25 protein-coding genes are annotated in these 24531 nt (G+C 70.6%); 11 read left to right on the top strand and 14 right to left on the bottom strand.

Features of this window, described 5'->3' with window-relative positions; translation table 11 throughout:
* The first annotated feature begins 137 nt into the window (after window positions 1-137).
* Complete coding sequence (gene phaR / locus AC2D8W_RS07890; protein WP_484671086.1) at window positions 138-767, top strand: polyhydroxyalkanoate synthesis repressor PhaR; 630 nt, start codon at window positions 138-140, stop codon at window positions 765-767.
* Between the two features lie 48 nt (window positions 768-815).
* Complete coding sequence (locus AC2D8W_RS07885) at window positions 816-1148, top strand: hypothetical protein (protein ID WP_293483962.1); 333 nt, start codon at window positions 816-818, stop codon at window positions 1146-1148.
* Window positions 1149-1198: 50 nt separating this feature from the next.
* Here the strand turns inward: AC2D8W_RS07885 and AC2D8W_RS07880 are convergent, their stop codons facing one another.
* A complete protein-coding gene (locus AC2D8W_RS07880) occupies window positions 1199-1507 on the bottom strand; it encodes a helix-turn-helix domain-containing protein (RefSeq protein ID WP_484671085.1) in 309 nt (102 codons plus the stop codon).
* A gap of 153 nt (window positions 1508-1660) precedes the next feature.
* A complete protein-coding gene (locus AC2D8W_RS07875; protein WP_484671084.1) occupies window positions 1661-2386 on the bottom strand; it encodes a glycosyltransferase family 2 protein in 726 nt (241 codons plus the stop codon).
* Window positions 2387-2443: 57 nt separating this feature from the next.
* Here AC2D8W_RS07875 and AC2D8W_RS07870 point away from each other — a divergent pair, with 57 nt between their 5' ends.
* Together AC2D8W_RS07870 and AC2D8W_RS07865 are read left to right on the top strand one after the other, a co-directional pair.
* Window positions 2444-4135, top strand: a complete 1692-nt coding sequence (locus AC2D8W_RS07870) for an ArnT family glycosyltransferase (protein ID WP_484671083.1) — start codon at window positions 2444-2446, stop codon at window positions 4133-4135.
* Complete coding sequence (locus AC2D8W_RS07865; protein ID WP_484671082.1) at window positions 4132-5049, top strand: hydroxymethylglutaryl-CoA lyase; 918 nt, start codon at window positions 4132-4134, stop codon at window positions 5047-5049. Before AC2D8W_RS07870 ends, AC2D8W_RS07865 begins: the two co-directional genes overlap by 4 nt.
* Window positions 5050-5077: 28 nt before the next feature.
* Here AC2D8W_RS07865 and AC2D8W_RS07860 read toward each other — a convergent pair whose 3' ends face one another.
* The 3 genes from AC2D8W_RS07860 to yidD are packed head-to-tail and all read right to left on the bottom strand — an operon-like array spanning window position 5078 to window position 8255.
* On the bottom strand, window positions 5078-6013 hold the full coding sequence (locus tag AC2D8W_RS07860) for a glycosyltransferase family 2 protein (RefSeq protein ID WP_484671081.1): 936 nt from the start codon (window positions 6011-6013) through the stop codon (window positions 5078-5080).
* Window positions 6010-7986: a threonine--tRNA ligase gene (gene thrS / locus AC2D8W_RS07855; RefSeq protein ID WP_484671080.1), complete on the bottom strand. Its 1977-nt coding sequence runs from the start codon at window positions 7984-7986 to the stop codon at window positions 6010-6012. The genes AC2D8W_RS07860 and thrS overlap by 4 nt, the downstream gene beginning before the upstream one ends.
* Entirely contained in the window at window positions 7983-8255 is a 273-nt protein-coding gene (gene yidD / locus AC2D8W_RS07850; RefSeq protein WP_293483978.1) for a membrane protein insertion efficiency factor YidD, read from the bottom strand. Before yidD ends, thrS begins: the two co-directional genes overlap by 4 nt.
* Before the next feature lie 431 nt (window positions 8256-8686).
* Between yidD and AC2D8W_RS07845 the strand changes: the two genes are divergently transcribed.
* Window positions 8687-9550 carry a hypothetical protein gene (locus tag AC2D8W_RS07845; protein WP_484671079.1) on the top strand — a complete coding sequence of 288 codons (864 nt, stop codon included), beginning with the start codon at window positions 8687-8689 and terminating at the stop codon, window positions 9548-9550.
* Here AC2D8W_RS07845 and AC2D8W_RS07840 read toward each other — a convergent pair.
* A complete protein-coding gene (locus AC2D8W_RS07840) occupies window positions 9547-10179 on the bottom strand; it encodes a TetR family transcriptional regulator (RefSeq protein ID WP_484671078.1) in 633 nt (210 codons plus the stop codon). The genes AC2D8W_RS07845 and AC2D8W_RS07840 overlap by 4 nt on opposite strands.
* Window positions 10180-10282: 103 nt before the next feature.
* On the opposite strand from AC2D8W_RS07840, the gene AC2D8W_RS07835 reads away from it, so the two are divergent.
* Together AC2D8W_RS07835 and AC2D8W_RS07830 are read left to right on the top strand one after the other, a co-directional pair.
* Window positions 10283-12613, top strand: coding sequence for a TonB-dependent receptor (locus AC2D8W_RS07835; RefSeq protein ID WP_484671077.1), 2331 nt, complete (start codon window positions 10283-10285; stop codon window positions 12611-12613).
* An 18-nt stretch (window positions 12614-12631) separates the two neighbouring features.
* The gene (locus tag AC2D8W_RS07830; RefSeq protein WP_484671076.1) at window positions 12632-13693 is read left to right on the top strand and encodes a hypothetical protein; all 1062 of its coding nucleotides are present in this window, start codon (window positions 12632-12634) and stop codon (window positions 13691-13693) included.
* 106 nt (window positions 13694-13799) lie between these two features.
* On the opposite strand, the gene AC2D8W_RS07825 is transcribed toward AC2D8W_RS07830, so the two are convergent.
* The 6 genes from AC2D8W_RS07825 to cysS form a co-directional block, all read right to left on the bottom strand.
* Window positions 13800-14090, bottom strand: a complete 291-nt coding sequence (locus tag AC2D8W_RS07825) for a YciI family protein (protein ID WP_293483987.1) — start codon at window positions 14088-14090, stop codon at window positions 13800-13802.
* Entirely contained in the window at window positions 14090-14536 is a 447-nt protein-coding gene (locus AC2D8W_RS07820) for an iron-sulfur cluster assembly scaffold protein (RefSeq protein ID WP_293483989.1), read from the bottom strand. Before AC2D8W_RS07820 ends, AC2D8W_RS07825 begins: the two co-directional genes overlap by 1 nt.
* Window positions 14537-14576: 40 nt before the next feature.
* Complete coding sequence (locus AC2D8W_RS07815; protein WP_484671075.1) at window positions 14577-14900, bottom strand: NIPSNAP family protein; 324 nt, start codon at window positions 14898-14900, stop codon at window positions 14577-14579.
* Between the two features lie 17 nt (window positions 14901-14917).
* The gene (locus AC2D8W_RS07810) at window positions 14918-17149 is read right to left on the bottom strand and encodes a sulfatase-like hydrolase/transferase (RefSeq protein ID WP_484671074.1); all 2232 of its coding nucleotides are present in this window, start codon (window positions 17147-17149) and stop codon (window positions 14918-14920) included.
* Window positions 17150-17239: 90 nt separating this feature from the next.
* Entirely contained in the window at window positions 17240-17812 is a 573-nt protein-coding gene (locus AC2D8W_RS07805) for an SRPBCC domain-containing protein (protein ID WP_293479493.1), read from the bottom strand.
* Window positions 17812-19242 (bottom strand): cysteine--tRNA ligase, encoded by a 1431-nt coding sequence (cysS, locus tag AC2D8W_RS07800; protein WP_484671073.1) that lies wholly within the window; start codon window positions 19240-19242, stop codon window positions 17812-17814. The genes AC2D8W_RS07805 and cysS overlap by 1 nt, the downstream gene beginning before the upstream one ends.
* A 168-nt stretch (window positions 19243-19410) precedes the next feature.
* Between cysS and folE the strand changes: the two genes are divergently transcribed.
* The gene (folE, locus tag AC2D8W_RS07795) at window positions 19411-20043 is read left to right on the top strand and encodes a GTP cyclohydrolase I FolE (RefSeq protein ID WP_293479496.1); all 633 of its coding nucleotides are present in this window, start codon (window positions 19411-19413) and stop codon (window positions 20041-20043) included.
* Here folE and AC2D8W_RS07790 read toward each other — a convergent pair.
* Complete coding sequence (locus AC2D8W_RS07790; RefSeq protein WP_484671072.1) at window positions 20040-20948, bottom strand: DUF817 domain-containing protein; 909 nt, start codon at window positions 20946-20948, stop codon at window positions 20040-20042. The genes folE and AC2D8W_RS07790 overlap by 4 nt on opposite strands.
* Before the next feature lie 103 nt (window positions 20949-21051).
* Here AC2D8W_RS07790 and hisI point away from each other — a divergent pair, with 103 nt between their 5' ends.
* On the top strand, window positions 21052-21441 hold the full coding sequence (gene hisI, locus AC2D8W_RS07785; RefSeq protein WP_293479497.1) for a phosphoribosyl-AMP cyclohydrolase: 390 nt from the start codon (window positions 21052-21054) through the stop codon (window positions 21439-21441).
* Between the two features lie 42 nt (window positions 21442-21483).
* Here the strand turns inward: hisI and AC2D8W_RS07780 are convergent, their stop codons facing one another.
* Window positions 21484-23130: an alkaline phosphatase D family protein gene (locus AC2D8W_RS07780; protein ID WP_484671071.1), complete on the bottom strand. Its 1647-nt coding sequence runs from the start codon at window positions 23128-23130 to the stop codon at window positions 21484-21486.
* A gap of 63 nt (window positions 23131-23193) precedes the next feature.
* Here AC2D8W_RS07780 and AC2D8W_RS07775 point away from each other — a divergent pair, with 63 nt between their 5' ends.
* Together AC2D8W_RS07775 and AC2D8W_RS07770 are read left to right on the top strand one after the other, a co-directional pair.
* Window positions 23194-23511: a ferritin family protein gene (locus tag AC2D8W_RS07775; protein ID WP_484671070.1), complete on the top strand. Its 318-nt coding sequence runs from the start codon at window positions 23194-23196 to the stop codon at window positions 23509-23511.
* The gene (locus tag AC2D8W_RS07770; RefSeq protein ID WP_484671069.1) at window positions 23501-24508 is read left to right on the top strand and encodes an RluA family pseudouridine synthase; all 1008 of its coding nucleotides are present in this window, start codon (window positions 23501-23503) and stop codon (window positions 24506-24508) included. The genes AC2D8W_RS07775 and AC2D8W_RS07770 overlap by 11 nt, the downstream gene beginning before the upstream one ends.
* Window positions 24509-24531: the final 23 nt, after the last annotated feature.

Genomic DNA, 24531 nt, shown 5'->3' with positions numbered 1-24531 from the left:
CATCTATCGGCTCGCCGCCGACGGACGGCAAGGCGCTTTCGCGCTTTTGGCGATGCCATTTGCTTATGCGCTCGCATGCGCGATAGTGCGCTGCGAAAGAGGGCCTCCAGCTTCAGGGGCCACGACAAGGATCAGGGATGGCTGACACCCAGGGCACGGGCTCGGACGCGGCGTCCGGCGAGCGCGTCGTCATCAAGAAGTACGCCAACCGGCGGCTCTACAACACCGCGTCGTCCAGCTACGTGACGCTCGAGCATCTCTCGGAAATGGTGAAGCAGGGCGTGGACTTCGTGGTCTACGACGCGAAGACCAACGAGGACATCACGCGCACGGTCCTCACCCAGATCATCTTCGAGGAGGAGGAGAAGAGCCAGGGCCAGAACCTGCTTCCGATCCAGTTCCTCCGGCAGCTGATCAGCTTCTACGGCAACTCGATGCAGGCGTTCCTGCCCAGCTACCTGGAGCTCTCGATGCAGAGTTTCACCCAGCAGCAGGAGCGGCTCCGTCAGCAGCTCTCGACCTTCGGCCAGGCCGGCGGCATGGCGGCCTACGAGGAGCAGATCCGCCAGAACCTGCAGCTCTTCGACCGGGCGATGAAGATGTTCTCGCCCTTCGCGTTCGCCCCGCCGACCCCGACCCAGCAGCGCCCCGACGAGGCGCCCGCGACTCAACCGAAAAGCGAATCCGCTAGCGAGGAAGCGTTAACACTCTTGCGCAAGCAGATGTCGGAGATGCAGGCTCAGCTCGACAAGCTCGCCAAGGGCTGAGTCGACAAGGGCCGGTTGTGGCCCACGCATTGCAGGTTGTGCGGCAAGATGTCTCGCATTGACCGCGTCCGACGTGCGGTCCAGGCGCATTCGGCGTCGAGGACCTCTCCGGGCCGAGCGCAAACGCCCGGCGGACCGGCCACGACGGGCCTGCCGGTCCCGGTCGCGCCGATCGCGGCCCACCGGACCTTCCGCGAAGAGACCCGCCCCGGCCACAGCGAGCTCGCCGCACACCTGATGGGCCAGGACGGCCAGCGCCGCGGCCTGCGCGCCGGGCCCGCGCTGGTTAACGTCGCCCAGGCCGCCTACAACCGTGTGGAGTGGTCCGGCAGCTTCGACCGGCGCGCCCGCAAGGGGACTTTGGGCCGCACCGAGGTCTGAAGCCCGCATCTCCGCCTCGCCCCCCGGACGCGCCGGGGACGACGACGCCTTCACCCCCGCAGGCGCTTCAGCTCCGCCTCCAGGACCGCCACGCGGCGCTCCAGCTCGGCGATCCGCGCATCCGGCGAGGGCGCGGGGACGGGTGTCGAGACCCCGGCGCGGTGGGCGACTTCGGCGGGCGTGACGCCCAGCAGCTCGGCAAAGGCCGCCACCTGCCCGGCGGAAAGTTCCCTCTGGTCCTTGAAGACCTCGGCGAGCTCGGCCTCGCCCAGGCCGCCGACCGCCGCCATGACGGCGCGCGAGAGGCCGCGCTCCGAGAGCTTTTCGTCGAACCATGGGGCGTCGAAGAAGAGGGCCATGGGCTCCGGCTCGGCTGGCGCCGGACTTGCTTAACCAAGTTCGACCCTGCCCGCCACGGAGCCGCACATGCTCGTCTTCCTCTCGCGCTTCGTCGACATCGCCGTGGTCACGCTGATCCTCAGCGCCTTCACCTGAGTCGGGCGGAGAGCCGCTCAGGCTTCGTCGACGCCGCCCGGATCGCGCGCCCGGGACTGCAGCCACATCACGCCCAGGAGGTCGCTGAGCGAGGCCGCGAGCCGGCCGAGGTTGGTGTACTTCGAGCGGCCGCTCTGGCGGTGGCGATGGCCCACCGGCCGGAACGCCACCTGGTAGCCTTCGCGAAGCATCAGCGCCGGCAGGTAGCGGTGGATGTGGTCGAAGTAGGGGAGCCGAAGGAAGGCCTCCCGGCGGAAGGCCTTCAGCCCGCACCCGGTATCGTTGGCGGTGTCGCCCAGGAGCCGCTTCCGCACGCCGTTGCCGATTCGCGAGGCGACCTTCTTGGCCCGGCTGTCCTGCCGCCTCACGCGCTCGCCGCCGACGAGCGCCAGCCCGGGCGGGCCGGCGGCCAGCGCCTCCGCCAGCGCGGGGCCATCGGCCGGATCGTTCTGTCCGTCCCCGTCCAGCGTGACCACGATCGGGGCCCGGGCCGCGAGGATCCCCGTCCGCAGCGCGCGGCTCTGGCCGGCGTTGCTGCGGTGCGCGAGCACGCGCAGTTGCGGGATCTCGGCCCGCAGGGCCGTCAGCGCCGCCCTCGTGCCGTCTCGGCTGGCGTCGTCGACGAACAGGATCTCGAACGCCCGGCCGGCGAAGGCGGCGGCGATCTCGCGCGCCAGGGCCGGCGCGGCGCCCTCCTCGTCGTAGACGGGAACCACCACGGAGATGTCCGGCGCGAAAGCCATGCGCGACCTCCATAGCGGAAAAGGCGCGGCGGGAAAGGATCGTGCTATCTGGGCGGGATGACGCTGGGCGAGAGGCTGGATCGGTGGAGCGGGGGCTGGCGCGGCCCGGCGCTGGCGGCGTTCATCGCCTTCCTCGCCGGCCTGCCAGGCCTGGTCGCCGTGCCGCCGCTGGATCGCGACGAGAGCCGCTTCGCCCAGGCCACGGCCCAGATGATCGAGAGCGGCGACTATGTGGTCATCCGCTTTCAGGACGCGCCCCGGTTCAAGAAGCCGGTGGGCATCCACTGGCTTCAGGCGGTCAGCGTGCGCGCCGTCTCCGCGCCGGAAGCGCGGCAGATCTGGGCCTACCGGCTCCCGTCGCTGCTGGGGGCCATGCTGGCGGCCGCGGCCTGCGCCTGGGGGGCGTCCGCGTTCTTCGGGGCCCGCGCGGGGCTGGTGGCGGGCGCGCTGCTGGGCGCCAGCTTCCTGCTGTCCACCGAAGCCTTCATCGCCAAGACCGACGCGGCGCTCGCGGGCGCGACGACGCTGGCGCTCGCGGCCCTGGGACGCATCTACGCCGCGCACCGGGGCGGACCGGCCTCGTCCCGCGGCGCGGTCTGGATCTTCTGGGGCGCCCTGGCGGCCGCCATCCTCATCAAGGGACCGGTAGGCCTGCTGGTCGCGACCCTGACCATCCTCACCCTCGCCCTATGGGACCGCCGCGCGGGCTGGCTCGCCGACCTGAGATGGTGGTGGGGACTGGTCATCATCCTCGCCGTGGCCGGCCCCTGGGCCGGGGCCGTCACGGTGGCGACCGACGGCGGGTTCTGGACCGAGGCGGTGGGCTCGGACCTCGCGCCGAAGCTCGCCGGGGGGCAGGAAACCCACGGCGCGCCGCCCGGCTACCACGCGCTCCTGACCCCCATCCTGGCCTTCCCCCTGACCGTACTGCTGCCCGCGGCTGCGATGGTGGCGTGGCGGCGCCGGGACGAGCCGGGGGTCCGCTTCGCCGTCGCCTGGCTCGTGCCGACGTGGATCGCCTTCGAGCTGTTGCCCACCAAGCTGCCGCACTACCTGATGCCGGCCTATGCGCCCCTGGCCTGGCTGGCGGCGCGGGCGCTCGCCGAGCCGCTCGCCGGCCCCGTCCGGTGGCTGGGGGCCGCCCTGTCCGGCGCGGTCGGCCTGGGCCTTGCGGCGGGCATCTTCTACCTGCTGTCCCAGTATGGGGACACGGCCGACGCCTGGCCGGCGACGGTGGCCGCCGCGCTGCTGGCCGCCGCGGGGCTCGCCAGCGCCTACCTGATGCTGCGCCGGGCGCCCGAACCGGCCGCCGCGGCGGCGCTGGTCCTGGGCCTGATCGGACACGGGGTGCTGGCGGCCGGCGTGGCCCCGCGGCTCGAGCCGCTGTGGCTCTCGCCGCGGCTGGAGCGGGCGCTCGACGAGGCCCGGCTGCTTCCCAGGCAGGGACTGGCCGAAGCGCCGGTGGCCGTCGCCGGCTTCGCCGAGCCGAGCCTGGTGTTCGCGCTGGGCACGGCAACCGAGCTCGACGGCCCTGCCGAGGCGGCCCAGGCCGTTCTGGAGAGGCGGCCGGCGATCGTCGAGGCGCGCGAGGAGGCCGAGTTCCGCCGGCAGCTCGCCGCCCGCGGCGTCCAGGCCAGGCAGGTGGCCGAGGTGACCGGGGTCAACTACTCCAAGGGTGATCCGATGGCGCTTAGGGTCTATGTGGCGCCCGAAGTGGCGGCGAAGATGGCGGACGAGGCAGGACGATGACGCGGCGGATCGAGATCGTCGAGGTGGGGCCCCGCGACGGCCTGCAGAACGAGAAGACGCTGTTCGACGTCGGCGAGAAGCTGGAGATGATCCAGCGGCTCGAGGCCGCCGGCGCGCGGCGCATGGAGGTGGTCTCGTTCGTCAATCCCAAGCGCGTGCCGCAGATGGCCGGCGCCGAGGAGATCATGGCCGCCCTGCCCCACAAGGACGGGCGCTCGCGCATCGGCCTGGTGCTCAACATGCGCGGCTGGGAGCGCTGCCTCGACGCCGGCTGCGACGAGGCCAATGTGGTGGTCTGCGCCACCGACGGGTTCGGCATCCGCAACCAGGGCGCCTCGGTCGACGAGCAGGTCACGGCCCTGGCCAACATCATGGGCGTCCGCCGCAAGGAGGACCCGCCGGTCACCATGACGGTCTCGGTGGCCTTCGGCTGTCCGTTCGAGGGCGAGGTGCCGGAAGAGCGCGTCGTCGAGATCGTCAGGGCGGCGGCCGACATGCGCGTGGCCGAGATCGCGCTGGCCGACACGATCGGGGTCGCCGACCCGTGGACGGTGCGTCGCCGCGTCGAGGCGGCCCGGAAGGCCGCGGGCCACATCCCGCTGCGCCTGCACTTCCACGACACCCGGAACACGGGGCTGGCCAACGCCTTCGCCGGCGTGGAGGCGGGCGTCGATATCCTGGACGCCAGCGTCGGCGGCCTGGGCGGCTGCCCGTTCGCCCCCAACGCCACGGGCAACATCGGCACCGAGGATCTCGTCTACATGCTGGAGCGCGCGGGCTTCGAGACGGGCTACGACCTGGGCCAGCTCATCGAGATCGGCAACTGGGCCTCGGAGAAGCTGAACAAGCGCGTGGCCTCCTCGGTGGCGCGCGCCGGCGCGTTTCCCCAGGCGCGGGCCGAGGCGGCCAGCTGACAGGGCCCGGGCGGGCCGGCCGCGGCCGCTAACGGCCGACGCGAAGCCGCCGCACGAGGGGGCGGGCCACGGCGGCTGCGACGACCAGCGGCGCCAGCAGCCAGGCGCCCAGCTTCTGTCCGCCGGTCTCGGCGCGCTTGCGGAAGTAGCGGGCCAGGCCCACGCCCTTGTGGAACTCGACCTTCAGCGGACTGGTCTGGCTGGTGCCGCCGATGTGGATCACCTCGGCCTGAGGGTGGAACAGGACTTCGCCGCCCATCTGCCGGACGCGCCAGCAGAGGTCGACGTCCTCCACGTGCAGGAAGTAGCCCTCGTCGAAGCCGCCGACGTAGTCGAAGTCCTCGCGCCGCATGCAGAAGCACGCGCCCGAGATGGTCGGCGCAGGCGCCGCGCGCTCGGGCAGGCGCTCGCCCTCCCAGTGCACCTCGTAGCGGGCAAGCGCCGACACGCCCTTCGCCAGGCCGCTCATGCTCATGAGCGCAGACAGCGGCGTGATCTCGCCGCGCCGCGCGCCGCGCTGCTCGGTGCGGTCCGGATTCAGCACCCGGCCGCCCACGATGCAGGGGATCGGCCGGCCCTCGATCTCGCGCGCGAGGGCCGCGATACAGCCCGGCTGCAGGAAGGCGTCGGGGTTGAGGAAGATGATCAGCTCGCCCCGGGCGGTCCGTGCGCCCAGGTTGGCCGCCCGGGCGAAACCGACGTTGCCGTGGCCGCTCACGACGGTCACCCGCGCGTCCCGCTCGGCCAGATCCCGCAGGTGCGCGGCCTCGGCCGGGGCCGAGCCGTTGTCCACGATGACGAACTCGTCCACGAGCGGGTCGCTCAGGACGCAGGCGAGACTCTCGGTGAGCGCCTCGCCCGTGAAGTAGGTCACCATCACCACCGACACGCTGCGGCGCGACCGCAGGATCTCTCCCGCCGGCGCAGCTTCCGCAGCGATCACCGGGGCGACGACGCCGTTCATCCAACCTCCCCGCCGGCGGCCGTCCCCACGGCCGCTGCGTCATGCCCCCGTCCCCGGGCAATGTCCGGCGGAAGAGCCTCCAAGGCAAGGACGTTGCAGGCCTCGTCCAGCCCCAGGATCTGCTGGCCGTCGGAACCGAGGCGCCGCAGGGCCACCTTGCCTTCTTCCGCCTCACGACGGCCGACGACGGCGATGACCGGCGTCTTCGCCAGGCTGTGCTCGCGGATCTTGTAGTTGATCTTCTCGTTGCGCAGGTCCGTCTCGACCCGCAGGCCGGCCGCGCGCAGCCGGGCGGCCGCCTTCAGGGCGAAGTCGTCGGCGTCGGACGTGATCGTGGCCACCACCACCTGCACCGGCGAGAGCCACAGCGGGAAGGCGCCGGCGTAGTTCTCGATCAGCACGCCGAGGAAGCGCTCGAACGACCCGAGGATCGCCCGGTGGAGCATCACCGGCTTGTGCTTCTGGCCGTCCTCGCCGACGAACTCGGCGCCCAGCCGGTCCGGCAGCACGTAGTCGTTCTGGATCGTCCCGCACGTCCACGACCGGCCTATGGCGTCCTTGAGCTGGAAGTCGAGCTTCGGCGCGTAGAAGGCCCCGTCGCCCTCGGCCACCACCGGCTCGACGCCCGCCTTGCGGGCGGCGTCCAGGAGCTGCGCCTCGGCCATGTCCCAGAACGCGTCCGTGCCGGCGCGCGGGTTGGGCCGCGTGCCCAGCGTGATGTGGTCGCGCACCAGGCCGAAGTCCTCGTGGATCGACGTGGCCAGCTCGATGAACGAAGCCACCTCGTCGACGATCTGGTCCTCACGGCAGAAGATGTGGGCGTCGTCCTGCGTGAACGCCCTCACCCGCATCAGCCCGTGGAGGGCGCCGGACGGTTCGTACCGGTGGCAGGCGCCGAACTCGGCCATCCGCAGCGGCAGGTCGCGGTAGCTCTTCTGGCCGAAGCTGAAGATCTGGATGTGGCCCGGGCAGTTCATCGGCTTGAGGGCCAGCTCCTCGCCCTCGACCGTCTCGCAGACGAACATGTTGGGCCGGTAGTTCTCCCAGTGGCCCGACTTCTCCCAGAAGACGCGGTCCAGCACCTGCGGCGTGCGGACCTCCACGTAGCCGGCGTCGGCCAGGCGGCGGCGCATGTAGGCCTCCACCGTGCGCCACAGGGTCAGGCCCTTCTCGTGCCAGAAGACCATGCCCCGGCCCTCTTCCTGCATGTGGAAGAGGTCCATCTGCCGGCCGATCTTGCGGTGGTCGCGCTTCTCGGCCTCCTCGACCCGCTTCAGGTAGGCCTCGAGGTCGGCCTCGCTCGCCCAGGCGGTGCCGTAGATGCGCTGGAGCATCGGGTTGTTGCTGTCGCCGCGCCAGTAGGCGCCCGCCAGCTTCGTGAGCTTGAACGCCTTGCCGGCCGCCTTCGTCGACGGCAGGTGCGGCCCGCGGCACAGGTCCTTCCACTGGCCCTGGCGGTACACCGTGATCGGCTCCTCGCCGGGAATGCCCTCGATGATCTGCGCCTTGTACTCCTCTCCGATCGACCGGAAGTGGGCGATCGCCTCCTGGCGGTCCCAGACCTCGCGCCGGATCGGCTCGTCGCGGTCGACGATCTCCTTCATGCGCTGCTCGATCCTGGCCAGGTCATCCAGGCTGAACGGCTCGTCGCGGGCGAAGTCGTAGTAGAAACCGTCCTCGATCGCCGGGCCGATGGTCACCTGCGTGCCCGGGAACAGCTCCTGCACCGCCTCGGCCAGGATGTGGCTGACGTCGTGGCGGATCGTCTCCAGCGCCTCGGGGGCGTTGCGGTCGAGGATCTCGAACCGGCCGCCGCGCTCCAGCGGCCGCTCCACGTCGAGGAGTTCGCCGTCCAGCTTCACCAGGATGGCGCGCTTGGCCAGCGATGGGGCGATCGAGGCCGCCACGTCGCGGCCCGTCACGCCGGGCTCGAACTCGCGTTTCGAACCGTCGGGGAAAATCAGGTCGATCATGTCTCTTCACACTTCCAGTCGCGCGCCCGGCGCTCGGCCTTTGGGCGCGGAGGCGGCGGCGGGTCCCAGCCCGATCCGCCCCAGGGATGGCAACGACACAGCCGCCGGACGGTGAGCACGCTCCCCCGCCAGGGGCCGTGGCCGATCAGGGCCTGCGCGGCGTACTCCGAGCACGTCGGGAAGTACCGGCAGTGCCGCCCGATCAGCGGCGACAGCGTCAGCTTGTAGGCGCGTAGAAGGCCTCTGACGCATCTCTCGTAGAAGCTCATGCCGGCTGCGGACTTGCGATTGCAGGCCCGGGCTTACGCCCAAGACCCCGAGAGGTTCAAGCCGCGCCGGCGGTCATAGTTCGCGCAGTCGCCGTCGCCGGCGTCCGCGGCCGGTCGAGGCGGGCAACGATGTCCGACGCACGAAGCATGGCGGAATCCAAGGCGAACTCGAAGGCGGGCCTTTACCACAGGCCATACGGCAACGGAACCTCGGCGCTCCCCCGCGAGTCGCGGCAACTGCGCGTTGGTGGACACGGCGGCCAAGCTTGGCCCTAATGCGAACCAAGATTCTCAAAACGCGGGCGACACGGGCCACGCGGGGGGGAAGCGTGATAGAGACCAGGACGCGCGCCGCGTTCGAACGGATGGTGACGTCCGGCGCGGGGGACGCTGGCGCGCTCGCCTCCGGTCTCCGGCGCGAGGTGACAGGCGTGGGTCTGCGCGCGCTGGCCGCCAAGCTCCTGCACGTGGCCATCTGCGACCCTGCCCGCATGGCCGACGTCTATGACAATGCGGCGAACGGCTGGCTGAACGGTCCGGTGTTCGCCCCCAACTTCCGCGGCGCGACCGCGCTTCCGCCCAGCGGCGAATTCTGGCGGGCCCTTTGGGATGTGATGGACGTCCCGGCGGCCTCGCGCCAGCGGGTCGCCTTCGCCGAGGAGATCATGCGGCTCGCAGGGCTGCTGAGCCCTGAGCTCGACGTCCGGGCCGCCGCGGCGGCGCGCGACGTGCGCGGCGTCACGTCCGCCGCCTCGAGGGGCCTGCCGACACGGCCCTTCGATCCGGAGCGTCTGGCGGCATATCCTGCCAGCACTCTGGGCGGGATGCTGCGGCTGGAGATGGCTGCGAGAGGGCGAACGGGGGAGATCGCCGGCGCCGACGAGCTCGGTCTCGCCGACCTGCCCGCCCCGCTGGACTACGCCAACGCGCGTGCGCTGCAGTGCCACCTCATCTGGGCGTTGGTGGGGGGCTACTCGGCCGGTCAGCTCGACGACATCGCGCTCGCCGCGTTCCAGATGGGGCAGTTCCGGCACCCCTTCTCGGCGCTGGTGGTGGGTCTCACGGTGATGACGATCGCGATCGACCGGCCGCAGGGGCTGGAGCTGGTCTTGGACTCGATCTTCAAGGGCTGGTTGCACGGGCGCGAGACACCGCTTCTCCTCGGCGTCGACTGGGAGGCGCTGATGGGCCTGCAGCTCGAGGCGGTCCGGGACCATCTTCATGTGCGGCCCTTCGAGTCCCCCATGGCCGCGGCGCTCCGCAAATGGAGCGAGGGCCGTGGGCCCGCCAACTAGCCGGCGGCGAGGCCCCTCAGGAAGGTCTCCGCCACAGCGCGCCCATAGGCGTCGGTGGTCTGCGGGGATCCTGCGTCGGGCAGGACGCTGGTGACGCTGAGCTTGCTGGAAAAGGCGTACTGGCAGGCGCCGACGATCATCAGATAGGCCATCCTCGGATCGACGGGCCGGAAGAGGCCCGCGCGGATGCCATCCTCGAGGATCGTGCGGAGCGCGCCCGTGAGGGGCTCGACCATGTCGCGCGCGATGGTCCGCGAGGTGTCGGACGACTCGTCGTGCAGGAGGAGATTCAGGAGCCCGTTGAGGTAGGGCTTGCGGGCGTAGTTGCGGACGATGCCCAGGATGTGCAGCCGCAGCTTCTCCTTCGGATCGGCGTCCGACGCGGCCAGGCGCTCGAGCTGGCGGATCGCCGGCTCCATGTCGCGGCGCGCAAGTTCCAGGAAGAGGGCTTCCTTCGTCCCGAAGTGATAGGTCACCAGCGGCGCGGTCACGCCGGCGCGGCGCGCGATCGCCTGGAGCGACACGTTCGGAGAGCCCGCCTCGGTCATCTCGGCGCGGGCGGCCGCGACCAGCTGGTCGCGAGCGTCATGGTCGGCTTGGCGGCGACGGACTGCGGCTCCTGGCCCCATGCAACCCCCTGGACGTTTCGTTGGCCCGCTTGCCAGCCTCCACGACCACGGCTACTTTATGTGCATAAAGGAAAGCGCGTCCAGCGCTGCGAGGAGGGGATAGATGCTTCGTTCCATGCTTCTTGGGTCCGTGTCGCTGGCGCTGCTGGCGCCCGCCGCCGCCCATGCCCAGGCCGCCGACACCGGCGTGGGCGTCGAGGAGGTCGTCGTCACCGCCCAGAAGCGGGCCGAGAACGTGCAGGACGTCCCGATCTCGGTCACCGCGTTCAGCGGCAAGGCCCTCGAGGCGGCCGGCGTGCAGGATGTGCGCGACCTGCGGCGCATCACCCCCAACCTGAGCCTGTCCACCTCGGGCCAGGTGACCAACACGCGGGTCCAGATCCGCGGGATCGGCACCGCCGGCAACACGGCCATCGAGCCCAGCGTCGGCTTCTTCCTGGACGGCATCTACGTCCCGCGCATCGGCGCCCTGCTCTCGGGCCTGAACGACATCAGCTCGGTGGAAGTCCTCCGTGGACCGCAGGGCACGCTCTTCGGGCGCAACGCCTCGGTGGGCGCGCTGCTCCTGCGCACGACCGATCCCGGCCCGGACTTCACGGCCGAGGTCTTCGGCTCGATCGGCAACTACGGCCGCAACCGGGCCTCGGCGATCGTGAACATGCCGATCAACGAGACGCTGTCGACGCGGGTCTCGCTCCTGGCTTTCGAGGGCGACGGCTTCACCCGCAACGACCTGACCGGCAAGCGGGTCGGCCGCAACAAGGGCTTCTCCTCGCGCGTGAGCGTGAAGTGGGAGATCGTCCCGCAGCTGACCTGGACCCTGAAGGGCGACTACCAGCACCTGACCGGCGACGGCCAGATCGCGCCCACCGTCATCGAGAAGACCGTCACGCCGACGGCGGCGGCCAACTTCCGCACGCGCCTGGACCCGGATCAGGCCGGACCGCTGACGGGCCAGACCCCCTACCTCACGGGCACCTACCGCCGGCGCGTCTTCCAGAACGAGGAGGGCGACCTGCAGGACTACCAGACCGGCGTCTCCAGCGACCTGACCTGGGACCTGCCGTCCGGCTTCACCGTCAAGCTGCTGAGCGGCTACCGCGACTGGCACGACCGCCAGTACCAGGACTCGGGCATCTATGTGCCGCAGCCGTTCCAGACCCGGCAGTCGACCTTCGACAGCCAGAGCCACTCGCAGGAGCTTCAGCTGCTCTCGCCGAAGGACCTGCTGGCCGGGAAAGCGAACTTCGTGGCGGGCCTCTACTACTACGAAGAGGACTACGACATTAACCAGGCGGGCGATCTGTTCCCCGCCTTCTGCTCGGTGTTCCTGCGCAACACCAGCACCGCCGCCCGCGTGGCGCTGTGCCAGGCGAACCCGCTGAAGGACGCCTCGAAGTCGTTCTTCAGCCAGACCACCAAGTCCTACGCGGCCTACGCCCAGGGCACGTACAACATCACCGACCAGCTGTCGGTGACCGCCGGCCTCCGGTACTCCAAGGACGACAAGGACGGCATCTTCCGCGCCGTGACCCTGAACCCGGCGGCGGCCCAGGCCCCCGAGGTGACTCCGCTCACCCACAACAAGGACAAGATCACCTACCGGTTCAACGTCAGCTACCGGCCGAACGACGACGTCATGCTGTTCGCCAGCTACGCCACGGGCTTCAAGTCGGGCGGCTTCGACGCCAGCCCCGGCACGACGGGCCCCGTCGGGGCGGTCAACCGCACGTTCAACCCCGAGACCACCAAGAACTACGAGGTGGGGATCAAGTCCGAGTTCTTCGACCGCCGGCTGCAGGCCAACGCCACGGTCTACCGGACGGACATCGCGGAGTTCCAGTTCCGCAGCTACGACGGCCTGCAGTTCCGGGTCCGCAACAACGGCGAAGTGCGCCAGCAGGGCGTCGAGTTCGACCTCGTCGGCCGGCCCCTTCCGCCCCTGACCCTGACGTTCTCCGCCGCCTACCTGGACTCCAAGTACACGGACTTCCGCGGCGCGCCGCCGCTTCCGGCCTTGACGGCCATCCAGGACCTGACCGGCGAGCGGCTGCCCTTCTCGCCGAAGTGGCAGGGCGCGGCCTCGGCGCAGTACGTGGGCGACCTGCCGAACGGCATGACCTGGCTGGCCCGGGGCGACATGGCCTTCACGAGCAGCCAGAACCTGAGCGCGTCCGGCGACAACAACCCGGACGCCGTGCAGGGCGGCTACGCCCAGTTCGGCGCACGGCTGGCGATCCGCGGCCCCGAGCAGCGTTGGGAACTGGCGCTGACCGGCCAGAACCTGACCAAGGAAGACTACTGCGTGGTGATCTTCAATCAGCCGAACAACGCAGCCTTCGGACTCAACAACCCCGCCACGGGGGGTACGGTGCTGCGGTGCGCCCTCAACGAGCCGCGGACGATCGCCGTGGAGGCGCGGGCGCGGTTCTGACCTGACGGAGACGGAAGCATGATGTCACGGCGAGGGGCGCTGGCGGGATTCGGCCTCGCGATGGGCGTATCGCCCGCCCTCGCCGCCGGCGCGCGCTACACGGTCCGCCGGCTGGTGGACCGTCCGATCATCACGCCCGGCATGGACGCCCGCATGGGCGCCAACATCGAGGGCCCGTCGCTGATCCGCACCCCGGACTGGCTGCCCGGCCGGATGGGGCGCTACTACCTCTATTTCGCCGACCACAAGGGCGACTACATCCGGCTCGCCTACGCCGACCGGCTCGAAGGCCCCTGGAAGATCCACGCGCCGGGTTCGCTGCAACTGGCCCAGTCGGGCCTGCCCACGACGCCGCCTCAGGCGACGCCGGAGCAGCTGGCCAGACTGCAGGCCGCCGGCGGCGGGGCCGACCGGGCGCCGCCCGGAACGCCGGGCATCCCCGCCCCGATCGACGACGCGACCCTGCCGCATCTCGCCTCGCCCGACGTGCACGTGGACGAGGCCGGACGCCGGATCGTCATGTACTTCCACGGCCTGGGCGGCTTCAACGAGCAGTACAGCAAGGCCGCCGCCTCGCCCGACGGCGTGAACTTCAAGCCCATCACGGACCGGATCGGCCCGTCCTACATGCGCGTCTTCCGCCACCAGGGCTGGGTCTACGCCCAGGCCATGCCGGGGCTGTTCCTTCGCTCGAAGGACGGGTACACCGACTGGGAGACGGGTCCGCGGCTGTTCCCGACGAACCAGCGCCACAGCGCGCTCCTGCTGCGCGGCGACACCCTTCACGTCTTCTGGACGCGGGTGGGCGACGCGCCCGAGAGCATCCTGGCCTCGACCATCGACATCTCGGGCGACTGGATGGGCTGGAAGGCCAGCGAGCCGGTCGTGGTGATGCGGCCGGAACGGCCGTGGGAGGGCGCGGACCTTCCCGTCGAGCGCTCGTACCGCAGCGCCGTCTTCCACCCGGTGAACCAGCTGCGCGACCCATGCATCTACGAGGAGGACGGGCGCGTGTACCTGCTCTACGCCCTGAAGGGCGAGGGCGGGATCGGCATCGCCGAGCTCACCGTCCGGGCCTAGAGCCGGACTCAATTCGATATCAGGGATTCAAAGGCTCCCGACCGTACCGGCGCATGCCGGGACCCGGATCCACGGGCGAGATCGTGCTTGGAGGAGCTCCGCTGCGTCAGCCCCGGGGAAGCTCGCGGATCTCCACCGTTCCCCCGGCCTCGAACACTGGGTTGCCGGACAGCAGGCTCCGCGCGGCGGCGAAGTCCTTGGCCGTGACGCGGATGAAGCCGGAGATGTGGGCCGTGGGCTCGGGCGCGGCGCCCGACTTCTTCACGCACTCGCCGTCGCCGATCTCGCTGCCGCCCTGGAACACGCCCGCCTCGCGAAGGCGCGTGAGGTAGGGGTCCCAGTCGAGGCCGCCGTCCCCGGACGCGTCGTCATGGTGCAGGAAGATGAAGTCCGGCATCAGGCTCTGCGCTCCCCATTCCGCGCGACCGCTTCGCGCACCGCCTCGGCCGCCGCCTCGAAGGCGAGCAGCGTCGAGGTGTGACGGGCGGGATAATCCTTCACCGCGGCTAGCAGCGCCAGATCGGCGAACCGGCCCTCGGGCGCGGGCCCGCCCGCCTTCAGCATCGCGCGAAAGGCGTCCCGGGTTCCCTCCAGCTCTGAAAGACTGGCGCCGATCACGTTCGCGCCCAGCACCGAGGCCGCCGCCTGGCCCAGGGCGCAGGCCTTCACGTCCTGGGCGAAGTCGCTGACCTGGTCGCCCTCGACCTTGACGTCCACCACCACCCGGCTGCCGCAGAGCTTCGAGACCTTCTCGGACGAGGCGTGCGCGTCGGGCAGCCGTCCCAGCCGCGGCGTCTCGGCGGCGAGCCGCAGGACCTTGCCCGAGTAAAGGTCGTCGATCATGGCGCTTAGGTCGGGGTTCGCGGCCGCGGAGTCAAACGCCTCAGGCCGGCGGGGGCAGCTGGAAGAAGGGAGCGGGCGTGAGGATCTGGTTCTCCTGCGCCGTCACCAGCCCTGCGATCTCCTTGACGTAAGCCAGCCAGTCCGGGTCGCTCCAGAGCTCCGCCCGGCGGCGGGCCCGATCCTCCATGTCGGCGTAGGCCCACAGGTGGATGACCTTGTTGAGCTCGCCCACCTCGACGGAATAGTAGCCCACCATGTGCCCCAGGATGCGCTTCTGCACCGGAGCGCCCTTCTCGCCGTAGGTCTTGAAGTAGCGGGCGGTCGCGCCCACGGCGAGCGTGTAGGTCCTCATCTCGACGATCATGCGGCCTCCCTGGCGGCCTACTGCCGCGCCATCTCCACCTGCCCGACCGCCTCGCCGTCGAGCGCCTGGTCGGGATCCATGGCGACGGTCACCTTCGAGAGCTGCCCCGTGAAGGCGAACGGCGCCGGATAGTCGGCGACCGGGCTGCCGCGGTCCAGGCCGATGTCGAGCCCGGACCAGGAAATGAAGGTCGCGAACCCGGTCGTGGCGACGGTCTCGCCCGCCGGCTCGCCGTCCACGGTCAGGGTGAAGGTGCGCGGCCCCGCCTCGCTGCGCACGGACGAGACGCCCAGCCGGGCGGCGGTCGGCGGCAGCGGTCCGGAGCTGACGGTGGTCTTCTGGCCGCCGATGTTCAGCGTGTGGTGCAGCCGGCCGTCCTTGACGTAGAGGCTGTAGCCGCTGGTGGCGTCGCCGTGCGCGATCAGCACGCCTTCGCAGCCGGGCGTGAGACCCACGTGGGCCTCGATGCGGTAGCTGCGGGCGCGGACGTCCGGGGCCACGTCGGTGGGGAGGTGGCCCATGCCGTTGTGCAGGACGAACCGGCGCCGGTTCGCCTGGAAGCGGGCGGCGTACTCGATGATGCGCGGCCCGAAACGGTCGTCGAGGGGCAGCACCTGGTGCGCCTCGGCCTGCCGCCACCACTCGTCGATCATCGCAGACAGGCGCGCGGGCTCGGCGGCCGCCAGGTCGTCGCTCTCCGAGAAGTCGGCGTCGAGGTGGAACAGCTCCCACACGTCGTCGTCGAAGGACGATCCCGGCGGGTGGAACGCGACGGCCTTCCAGCCGTCCCGCCAGAGGCCCCGGTGACCGAACATCTCGAAGTACTGCGGGCTCTTCCGCGGCGGAGCGGCCGCGTCGTGCAGGCTGGCGGCGAAGCTCTCGCCCTCCAGGGGCATCTGCTTCACCCCCTGCACCTCGTCGGGCGGGCCGATGCCGATGACCTCGAGCAGCGTCGGGACCAGGTCGCAGGCCGCGGCGAAGTGGGGACGGATCTCGCCGCGCGCCGCGATCCCCTTCGGCCACGAGATCACCAGCGGATCGCGGATGCCGCCGCCATGGGTGTTCTGCTTGTAGCGGCGCAGCGGCGTGTTCGAAGCCATCGCCCAGCCGTGCGGGAAGTTGGAGTGGGTGTCGGGCCCGCCGATGTCGTCGATCCGCGCGATCTTCTCGGCCATCGGCTCGCCGCGGAAGTTGAAGGGGCCCATGGCGTTGACGAACCCCTGCGGCCCGCCCTCCTGGCTGGCGCCGTTGTCGGACATCACCAGGATGAGCGTGTCGTCGCGCAGGCCGGCGTCCTCCAGGAAGGCGACCAGGCGGCCGATGTGCTGGTCCGTGTGCTCCAGCATCGCGGCGAAGGCCGACTGCAGGCGCGTCATCAGCCGCCGCTCGTCCTCGGGGTAGCTGTCCCAGGGGCGGACGCCGTCGTTGCGCGGCGGCAGCCTGGTGTCCGGCGGCACGAGGCCCATGGCCTTCTGCCGGGCCAGGCGCTCCTCTCGCTCCACGTCCCAGCCGCGCTCGAAGACGGCGTCGTAGCTCCGGATCAGGTCGGCAGGCGCCTGATGCGGCGCGTGGCAGGCGCCGGGCGCGAACCAGCAGAGCCATGGGACGTCCGACGCGTCGGCGACATGGTCCGCGATGTAGCGGATCGCCTCGTCGGTCAGGTCCGCGGTCAGGTGATAGCCGGTCTCGTAGGTCCCCGGCGGCGTGATCGGCGTGTTGTCGCGCACCAGCTCGGGCGCATACTGGTCCGTCTCGGCGTCCATGAAGCCGTAGAAGCGATCGAAGCCGCGGCCCAGCGGCCAGCCGTCGAAGGGGCCCGTCGGTCCGGTTTCCGTCAGCCGGGTCACGTGCCACTTGCCCAGCATGTAGTTGCGGTAGCCGTGGGGGCGCAGCATCTCGGGCAGCGTGGCCGCCTCGCGCGCGAGCTTCCCCCGGTAGCCGGGAAAGCCGCAGTCGAAGTTGGCCAGGCACCCCATGCCCACCGAGTGATGGTTGCGGCCCGTGAGCAGCGCGGCGCGCGTGGTCGAGCACATGGCCGTGGTGTGGAACCCGGCGTAGCGCAGGCCCTCGGCCGCCAGCCTGTCGATGTTGGGCGTGCGGATGGGCGAGCCGTAGCAGCCGAAGTCCGAGAACCCCACGTCGTCGAACAGGATGACCAGGATGTTCGGCGCGCCCTTCGGCGGCCTGGGCGCCCGCGGCCAATGGGGCGTCGACTCCGCCACCGTCCGCCCGATCTTCGGCTCGCCCATTCGCGCCTCCCCCGTTTGGGCCGAACATGCCGGACCGCACGCTTTGGGCCAAGTCATGGCATGGGGCGTGTCAATAGCCTGGCGCTCAGGTCACGAACGCTGCCCGAGCCACGCCTGCTCGGCGCGCGCCTTCAGCGCCTGGTTCATGGCCTGGAAGCCCTGGCGAACCGAACGGCCGACGCGCTTGCCCAGCGAAGGCCCCATCAGGCCCCCGAAGATCTCGCCGTTGTCGACGATGCAGCCCGTCTCGTGGAGCGGCGATATCTCGAGGTAGCGCAGCGTGCGGATCATCCCGCCCATCATCGACAGCTGCCAGTGGAGCTGTTCGCCGGGCACCCATTCGAGGACTTTCGGACGGATCTCCTGCGCGGCCTGTCCCGGCAATTCCAGCGTCAAGGTCAGGATCTCGCCGATCCGCACGGCGCCGGCCGCGCGGGTGTAGGTCGGGTTCCACTCATGCCAGCGGTCGATGTCGTAGACGATGTCCCAGATCACCTCCGCCGGCGCCTGGATGCCGATCCGATCCTCGATCCGGAGTCCGGACGGACCCTTGGGCGGCGGGGGCTTGCCCTCGGTCTTGAGCGACATCGTCTTCGGCCCAAGGGCGCCGCCGCGGCGTCCGAAGGGGCCCGCCATCAGATCGTTGCCGGGCTTGAAGGGCATCAGGCCTGCTCCTTGATCCGCCAGGTCGCCCCGCTGGGGCCGTCCATGACCTCCACATTCAAAGCGGCGAGTTCGGCGCGGATGCGGTCGGCTTCGGGCCAGTTCTTGGCGGCGCGCGCCTCGGCCCGGGCGGCGATCAGGGACTCGACCTGGGTCTTCAGATCGTCGTCGGCGCCCGACTGGAACCACGCCTGCGGGTCGGCGCCCAGGAAGCCCATGAGCCGGGCGGCGTCCAGAAGGAGGCCCCGGCTGCTGGCGGCCGCGAGCGGGTCCCTGGCCATGATCGCGGCGCGCACCCTGTCCGAGAGCTGGAACAGGGCCGCGAAGGCCGCCGGCGTGTTGAGGTCGTCGTCGAGGGCGCGCAGCACGTCGGCGTGCTCCGCGGCGCCGGCGGTGTTCTGCGCGCCGTCAGGCGCGGGCTGGCCGGCCAGGAAGCGCGCGCAATCGTCCAGCACCCGATAGAGCCGGTCGAGCGCGCTCTTGGCCTGCTCGATGAGGGCGTCCGTCCACTCCAGCTGCTGGCGGTAGTGGCCCGTCAGAAGGGCCCAGCGGATCGCCTCGCCCGGGTAGAGCTTGAGCAGGTCGTGGGCCAGGGCGACGTTGCCCAGGCTCTTGCTCATCTTCTCGTCGCCCATGTTGAGGAAGCCGTTGTGCATCCAGACGCCGGCGTACTCGCGCCCGCCGTGGCCCGAGCAGACCCCCTGGGCCAACTCGTTCTCATGGTGCGGGAAGACCAGGTCCACGCCGCCGCCGTGGATGTCGATCGGCAGGCCCAGGGCCTCGTGGATCATCGCCGTGCACTCGATGTGCCAGCCGGGCCGCCCAGGGCCCCACGGACTGGGCCACTCCGGCTCCCCGGCCTTCGACGGCTTCCACAGCACGAAGTCTGCGGGATGGCGCTTGTAGGGCGCCACATCCACCCGGGCGCCGGCGATCATCTCGTCCATCGGATGGCCCGAGAGCTTGCCGTAGTCGCTGAACGCCTGGGTGTCGAAGAGCACGTGGCCTTCCGCGGCGTAGGCGCCGTTGTTGCGGACCAGGTCCCCGATCATCCCGACGATGGCGTCCATCGTCTGGGTCACGCGCGGCTGGAAGGTCGGCGGCAAGGCGCCCAGCGCGGCGGCGTCGGCGTTGTAGGCGTCCAGGTACCGGTCGGTGATGACCTGGATCGGCACGCCCTCCTCGGCGGCCTTGCGGTTGATCTTGTCGTCCACGTCCGTGACGTTCGCCGCATAGAGGACGTGGTCCTCGCCGTAGTGGCGGCGCAGCAACCGGAACAGCAGGTCGAAGACCACGACCGGCCGGAAGTTGCCGATATGGGCGTAATTGTAGACCGTCGGACCGCACACATAGAGCGTCACCCGCGCGGGATCCTTCGGGGCGAACGGCGCCTTCTGGCGGCTCATGGTGTCGTAGAGGCTGAGGGTCATGCTGAAGCTAACGCTGCGGAACGGTTGCCCGGAGGGGCTCTGGACCCATATAGAGAACGTCCGGACGGGAGGCCACGGGCCGCGCGTTCGTACGTGATTGGGTGGCACGCGTCATTTCCGGGACCGTCGTCCCGGCGCAACTCAGCCCTGGGAAGACACCTCCGAGACATGGACGCCCCTGCACGCGACCGAACCCTCATTGGGTCCGACGACGGAACCCTTGAACCGTTCAAGCGCCCGAGCCGCGAAGAGGCCATGGAGGCCGTCCGCACGCTGATCGCGTGGGCGGGCGACGATCCGCGGCGGGAGGGCGTGATCGACACGCCCAAGCGCGTGGTGGACGCCTACGCCGAGTGGTTCGAGGGCTACAAGCTCGACCCGGCCAAGGAACTGTCGCGCACCTTCGAGGACGTCCAGGGCTACGACGACATCGTCATGCTCCGCGACATCGAGGTGGAGAGCCACTGCGAGCACCACATGGCGCCGTTCCTGGGCAAGGCCTACGTGGCCTACATGCCGACGAACCGGGTCGTGGGCATCTCCAAGCTGGCCAAGGTGGTCGAGATCTTCGCGCGCCGTCTCCAGACCCAGGAGACCATGACCCAGCAGATCGCCGACGCCATCACCGACAGCCTGCGCCCGGCCGGCGTGGCCGTGCTGATCGACGCGGCGCACCAGTGCATGACCACGCGCGGCGTGCACCACCGGCACGTGTCGACGATCACGACCCAGTTCACGGGCGTCTTCAAGACCGATCCCACGCTGCGCCAGCGGTTCCTGGACTTCGTCAACCGGCGCTAGCGCGACAAGCGTCCCGCCCACAGGTCGTAACGCCTCGGCTCCGTCGCGACGCGGCGGGGAGGCAGAACCTGTCGCCCATGCACCAGGCTCACCAGCACGAAGCTGAGCAGCATCAGCAGATACCAGGACCCCAGCTTGCCCGCCGAAACCGGACGCCAGCCGTCCCGCTGTTCGGGGTAGGTCCAGGCGGCGGCGAAGGTGCCGACGTTCTCTGCGATCCAGATGAACAGGGCGACCAGCGCAAAGCCGAGCAGCAGCGGCATGCGGCGCGGCGCATGATCCGGCGTGAAGACCACCTGGGTCGGCGCGAAGGTCAGGATAGACAGAGCGAACAGCGCAAGCCTCACGTCCGGCAGGTGGTGGTGCGTGAAGAAGTTGACGTACGCCGCCAGCGCCAGCAGCCACGGCGCCCAGCGCGGTGGATAGCGCTCGAACCGCAGGTCCATCAGCCTCCAGATGCGGGCGATGTACGATCCTACGGCCGCGTACATGAACCCTGAGAAGAGCGGCACGCCCCCGATCCGCAGCACGCTCGCCTCGGGATAGATCCAGGAGCCCTGCGCGGTCTTGAAGATCTCCATCGCCGTACCGACGGCGTGGAAGACCAGTATCACCCACGCCTCGTCCGGACGCTCCAGCCGCGACGCCAGGAGAAGAACCTGCAGGCCGACCGCGCAGAGCACGAGCAGGTCATAGCGGGCGAGCGGCGCGTCCGCCGGCCACCACAGCCGCGTGGCCACAAGAAGCACGAGCAGCAGTCCTCCGAACAGGCATGCCCATGCCTGCTTCAGTCCGAACAGCAGGAACTCGTACGCAAAGCCCCGCAGCCGCCCGCGCCGCGCCCAGGGACGGGCGACGGCGTCGAGCGCGAGCACGCGGTCCTTGGCCCAGGCGTTCAAATTCATCCGGCCAGCTTCGCGGCGGCGCGTGCAGGCGCCATGGAGGACCTGTCCGCTCGGTGCGCGAAAGTCGGATGCGCCGAGCGCGAGCCTGCGCCATATGGAGGGCATGGCCAGCTTCCCCACCGCACCTTCGAAAGACGCCCTCGAGCAGGGCGAGGTCCTGAGTCCGCGATTTGACGCCGCGGGCCTCATCGCGGCCGTGACGACCCACGCCGAGACGGGCGAGGTGCTCATGCTGGCCTGGATGAACGACGAGGCCCTCCAGAAGACCATCGCCACCGGCGAGGCCCACTACTGGAGCCGATCCCGCGGCGAGCTCTGGCACAAGGGGGCGACGTCCGGTCAGGTGCAGCTCGTCGACGAGCTGCGCATCGATTGCGATCAGGACGCGGTCTGGCTGAAGGTGCGGCCGCAGGGCGACGGCGGCGCCTGCCACACCGGCGCGCGTTCATGTTTCTACCGCGTCGTCGAGGACGGCCGGCTCGTCCGGCGGTGAGCGGCTTCTCCGCGCTGACCGCCGCGACCCGACGGATCAGCGCTAGGCTTCGCTGAGCTTCGAGACGCCGGCGCCCTGCGGCGTCACGCGGAAGCGCTTCACCACCCGGCTCTGGAACGGCTTCGCCGTGATCGTCGAGACGGCGATCATGTCGGCGCGCGCCTCCCGCCGGGTCAGCGTCAGCAGGATGAACCCGCGATCGGACTGGTTGTTGTAGCGGACCTCGGGGCTGGCGCGGGCGATCAGTTCGCCCCAGTCGAGCCCTTCGGCCACCTCGCCGGCGCCTGGGCTGGTCACCGCGCTCGTCCCGAACTCGCAGGCCACGAGGCGCCCGGCGTCGTCGCTGAGTTCGTTCGCCCAGAAGGAGTGGCTGTCGCCCGCCAGCACGATGGGCCGGGCACCGGCTTCGCGCAGGAGGCCGTAGAAGCGCTCACGCGCGACGGGATACCCGTCCCACATGTCGAGCGCCACCGGCAGGCCCAACGCGGCGGCTTTCTCGCGCTGCTCGAGGCGGCGCAAGGCTTCGGGGCGCAGCCGCGCCGCTTCCTCCGGCTTCAGCGCTTCGCGCGTCGGCGCCACCACCCGGCCCATGACGACCTCGTTGCCCAGCACCTGCCAGGCGTGACCGGCGCGGACCGAGGCCTGCAGCTCGCTGCGGATCCAGGCCTCCTGGGCGTCATCCATCATGCGCCGCGACGGGTCGTTCAGCTTCGCCCGGAAGGCCGCGACGTCCGGCTTGCCGTCGACCATTGGCAGATCACGTTCGAGTTCGAGCTGCTCGTCGCGGGCGGTCAGCCGGGTCTCGATCATCACCAGGGCGGCGAGGTCCCCGAACCGGAAGCTCCGCATCGACGCCGCGGCGAGGCCCTGCCCCGGCTTCGGATCGCGGATCGGCATCCACTCGTAGTACGCGCGCAGGGCGACGGCCTTGCGGGCGGTCCAGTCGCCTTCCTTGGCCGGATCATGGTTCTCGGCGCCGTTGAGGAAGCTGTTGTTCGCCGTCTCGTGATCGTCCCAGGCGACGATCCAGGGCGCGCGCGCATGGGCGGCCTGCGCGTCGGGATCGCTCTTGTACTGCGCATGTCGGCGCCGGTAGTCGTCCAGGGTGACGATCTCGCGCGGAGGATCGTGCGGCCGCTCGCCGGCCACCGGCGAGTCCATGCCGTAGCTGCCCGGGCCGCCGTACTCGTAGATGTAGTCGCCCAGGTGCAGCACCGCGTCGACGCGCGGCAGATCCGCGATGGCCCGGTACACGTTGAAATAGCCGTTCGGGTAGAGGCTGCAGGAGGCGACCGCCAGCACGACGTCTTCGGTCGCGCCGGCCGGCAGCGTGCGGGTGCGGCCCATGGGCGAGGTGACGCCCGCCGCCTCGAACCCGAAGGTGTAGGCGCGGCCGGGCTCCAGACCGGTCACGTCGACCTTGGCGGTGTAGTCGCGCTCCGGGCCCGTGACGCCGGACCCGCTTCGGGCTCCGCCTGCACGGCGGTCCACCGGGTCGATCCGCCATGTGTAGGCCACCTGGCCGCCCGGCGCGGACGGCGTGATGCGGGTCCAGATCACCACCCGATCCTGCGCCGGGTCGCCCGATGCGACGCCGTGCAGGAAACTCACTGTGGAGCTTTGCGCCGCCGCCGGCGTTGCTGCACCGAGGCCCAGCAGGGCCAGCGCGCGTCTCCGATCCACCTTCATGACGTGTCCCCCTGCCGAGCGCCCTCTGTTAGACCTCACCGTAGCACAGGAGCATGACGGTTCATGGCCAGCGAAGCGCTTCACGTCGCCCGCGAGAAACTCTCCCGCAGGACGCTCGAGATGCACTACGCCATCACGTCGCTGATGGAAGAGTTCGAGGCGGTCGACTGGTACCGCCAGCGCGCCGACGACACGGAGGACCCGGAACTGAAGGCCATCCTCCTGCACAACGCCCGCGAAGAGCTGGAGCACGCCGCGATGGTGCTGGAGTGGATCCGCCGCAACGATACTGAGACCGACGAGCAGCTGCGCGAGTATCTGTTCAAGGACGGCTCCATCACCGGCCACGAAGAGGGCGCCAGCGAGAAGCATGGCCTCTGAGGCGGACGACGAGGCGGGCGCGGACGCGCGCGAGGTCTACGGCCTGAGGGTCGTCGAGGTGACCCCGGACCTCGCGGGCGGTCGGCTGGACAAGACCCTGGCGGCGCTGCTGCCGGAGTTCTCGCGCGCCCGGCTGCAGGCGCTGATCGGCGAGGGCCGCCTGAGCCGCCAGGGCGCGCCGGCCTCGGACGCCTCGGCCAAGGCGTTGGTCGGCGAGTACCGGCTGGAGATTCCGCCGCCCGAGCCCGCCGAGCCGCAGCCCGAGGCGATCCCGCTACGGGTGCTGTACGAGGACGAGCACCTGATCGTGCTGGACAAGCCGCCCGGCATGGCCATGCATCCCGCCCCCGGCAGCGAGAGCGGAACGCTGGTCAACGCGCTGCTCCATCACTGCGGCGCCGGCCTTTCCGGCATCGGCGGCGTGGCGCGCCCGGGCATCGTGCACCGCATCGACAAGGACACCTCGGGCGTTGTGGTGGCGGCGAAGACCGACGCCGCGCACCAGGGGCTCTCGGCGCTTTTCGCCGCGCATGACATCGAGCGGGTCTACGTCGCCTTCACCCGCGGGGCGCTCACGCCGCCCAAGGGAACCATCGAAGGTGCGATCGCGCGCTCGCCCCACGACCGCAAGAAGATGGCGATCGTGAAGTCCGGCGGCCGCCACGCGGTCACGCACTATCGCGTCGAGCGCGTGTTCGGTCCCGTGGAGAAGCCGCTCGCCGCCCGGGTCGCATGCCGGCTGGAAACCGGTCGGACGCACCAGATCCGCGTGCATCTGGCGAGCCGGGGGACGCCCTGCCTGGGCGATCCGGTCTACGGCTCGGGCAGCGCGCCGTCGACGGTCAGATCGGCCATGGAAGCTGCACGGCTAGCGCGGCAGGCCCTGCACGCCGCCGTGCTCGGCTTCCGTCACCCGATCACCGGAGCGGCGGTCCGATGCGAGAGCCCCCTCCCGTCCGACATGGCCGCCCTGGAGGCCGAGCTCTCGCGGCTCTGACCGCAGCCGCCTCGGTGCTTGGG

The sequence above is a fragment of the Phenylobacterium sp. T106 genome (assembly GCF_057219735.1).
The sequence above is the reverse complement of the archived record's forward strand: the minus strand, read 5'-3'. Positions and strand labels throughout refer to the sequence as shown.

Bases quoted from the DNA above. Each gene is read 5' to 3' on its own strand.
- AC2D8W_RS07865 (WP_484671082.1), top strand. From the start codon at position 4,132: ATGACGCGGCGGATCGAGATCGTCGAGGTGGGGCCCCGCGACGGCCTG.
- AC2D8W_RS07825 (WP_293483987.1), bottom strand. From the start codon at position 14,090: ATGCCGGACTTCATCTTCCTGCACCATGACGACGCGTCCGGGGACGGC.
- AC2D8W_RS07805 (WP_293479493.1), bottom strand. From the start codon at position 17,812: ATGCCCTTCAAGCCCGGCAACGATCTGATGGCGGGCCCCTTCGGACGC.
- AC2D8W_RS07775 (WP_484671070.1), top strand. From the start codon at position 23,194: ATGGCCAGCGAAGCGCTTCACGTCGCCCGCGAGAAACTCTCCCGCAGG.
- AC2D8W_RS07840 (WP_484671078.1), bottom strand. From the start codon at position 10,179: ATGGGGCCAGGAGCCGCAGTCCGTCGCCGCCAAGCCGACCATGACGCT.
- phaR (WP_484671086.1), top strand. From the start codon at position 138: ATGGCTGACACCCAGGGCACGGGCTCGGACGCGGCGTCCGGCGAGCGC.
- AC2D8W_RS07875 (WP_484671084.1), bottom strand. From the start codon at position 2,386: ATGGCTTTCGCGCCGGACATCTCCGTGGTGGTTCCCGTCTACGACGAG.
- hisI (WP_293479497.1), top strand. From the start codon at position 21,052: ATGGCCAGCTTCCCCACCGCACCTTCGAAAGACGCCCTCGAGCAGGGC.
- AC2D8W_RS07835 (WP_484671077.1), top strand. From the start codon at position 10,283: ATGCTTCGTTCCATGCTTCTTGGGTCCGTGTCGCTGGCGCTGCTGGCG.
- thrS (WP_484671080.1), bottom strand. From the start codon at position 7,986: ATGATCGACCTGATTTTCCCCGACGGTTCGAAACGCGAGTTCGAGCCC.
- AC2D8W_RS07870 (WP_484671083.1), top strand. From the start codon at position 2,444: ATGACGCTGGGCGAGAGGCTGGATCGGTGGAGCGGGGGCTGGCGCGGC.
- AC2D8W_RS07880 (WP_484671085.1), bottom strand. From the start codon at position 1,507: ATGGCCCTCTTCTTCGACGCCCCATGGTTCGACGAAAAGCTCTCGGAG.
- AC2D8W_RS07885 (WP_293483962.1), top strand. From the start codon at position 816: ATGTCTCGCATTGACCGCGTCCGACGTGCGGTCCAGGCGCATTCGGCG.
- AC2D8W_RS07830 (WP_484671076.1), top strand. From the start codon at position 12,632: ATGATGTCACGGCGAGGGGCGCTGGCGGGATTCGGCCTCGCGATGGGC.
- AC2D8W_RS07790 (WP_484671072.1), bottom strand. From the start codon at position 20,948: ATGAATTTGAACGCCTGGGCCAAGGACCGCGTGCTCGCGCTCGACGCC.
- AC2D8W_RS07780 (WP_484671071.1), bottom strand. From the start codon at position 23,130: ATGAAGGTGGATCGGAGACGCGCGCTGGCCCTGCTGGGCCTCGGTGCA.
- AC2D8W_RS07820 (WP_293483989.1), bottom strand. From the start codon at position 14,536: ATGATCGACGACCTTTACTCGGGCAAGGTCCTGCGGCTCGCCGCCGAG.
- AC2D8W_RS07810 (WP_484671074.1), bottom strand. From the start codon at position 17,149: ATGGGCGAGCCGAAGATCGGGCGGACGGTGGCGGAGTCGACGCCCCAT.
- AC2D8W_RS07770 (WP_484671069.1), top strand. From the start codon at position 23,501: ATGGCCTCTGAGGCGGACGACGAGGCGGGCGCGGACGCGCGCGAGGTC.
- AC2D8W_RS07860 (WP_484671081.1), bottom strand. From the start codon at position 6,013: ATGAACGGCGTCGTCGCCCCGGTGATCGCTGCGGAAGCTGCGCCGGCG.
- yidD (WP_293483978.1), bottom strand. From the start codon at position 8,255: ATGAGCTTCTACGAGAGATGCGTCAGAGGCCTTCTACGCGCCTACAAG.
- cysS (WP_484671073.1), bottom strand. From the start codon at position 19,242: ATGACCCTCAGCCTCTACGACACCATGAGCCGCCAGAAGGCGCCGTTC.
- folE (WP_293479496.1), top strand. From the start codon at position 19,411: ATGGACGCCCCTGCACGCGACCGAACCCTCATTGGGTCCGACGACGGA.
- AC2D8W_RS07815 (WP_484671075.1), bottom strand. From the start codon at position 14,900: ATGATCGTCGAGATGAGGACCTACACGCTCGCCGTGGGCGCGACCGCC.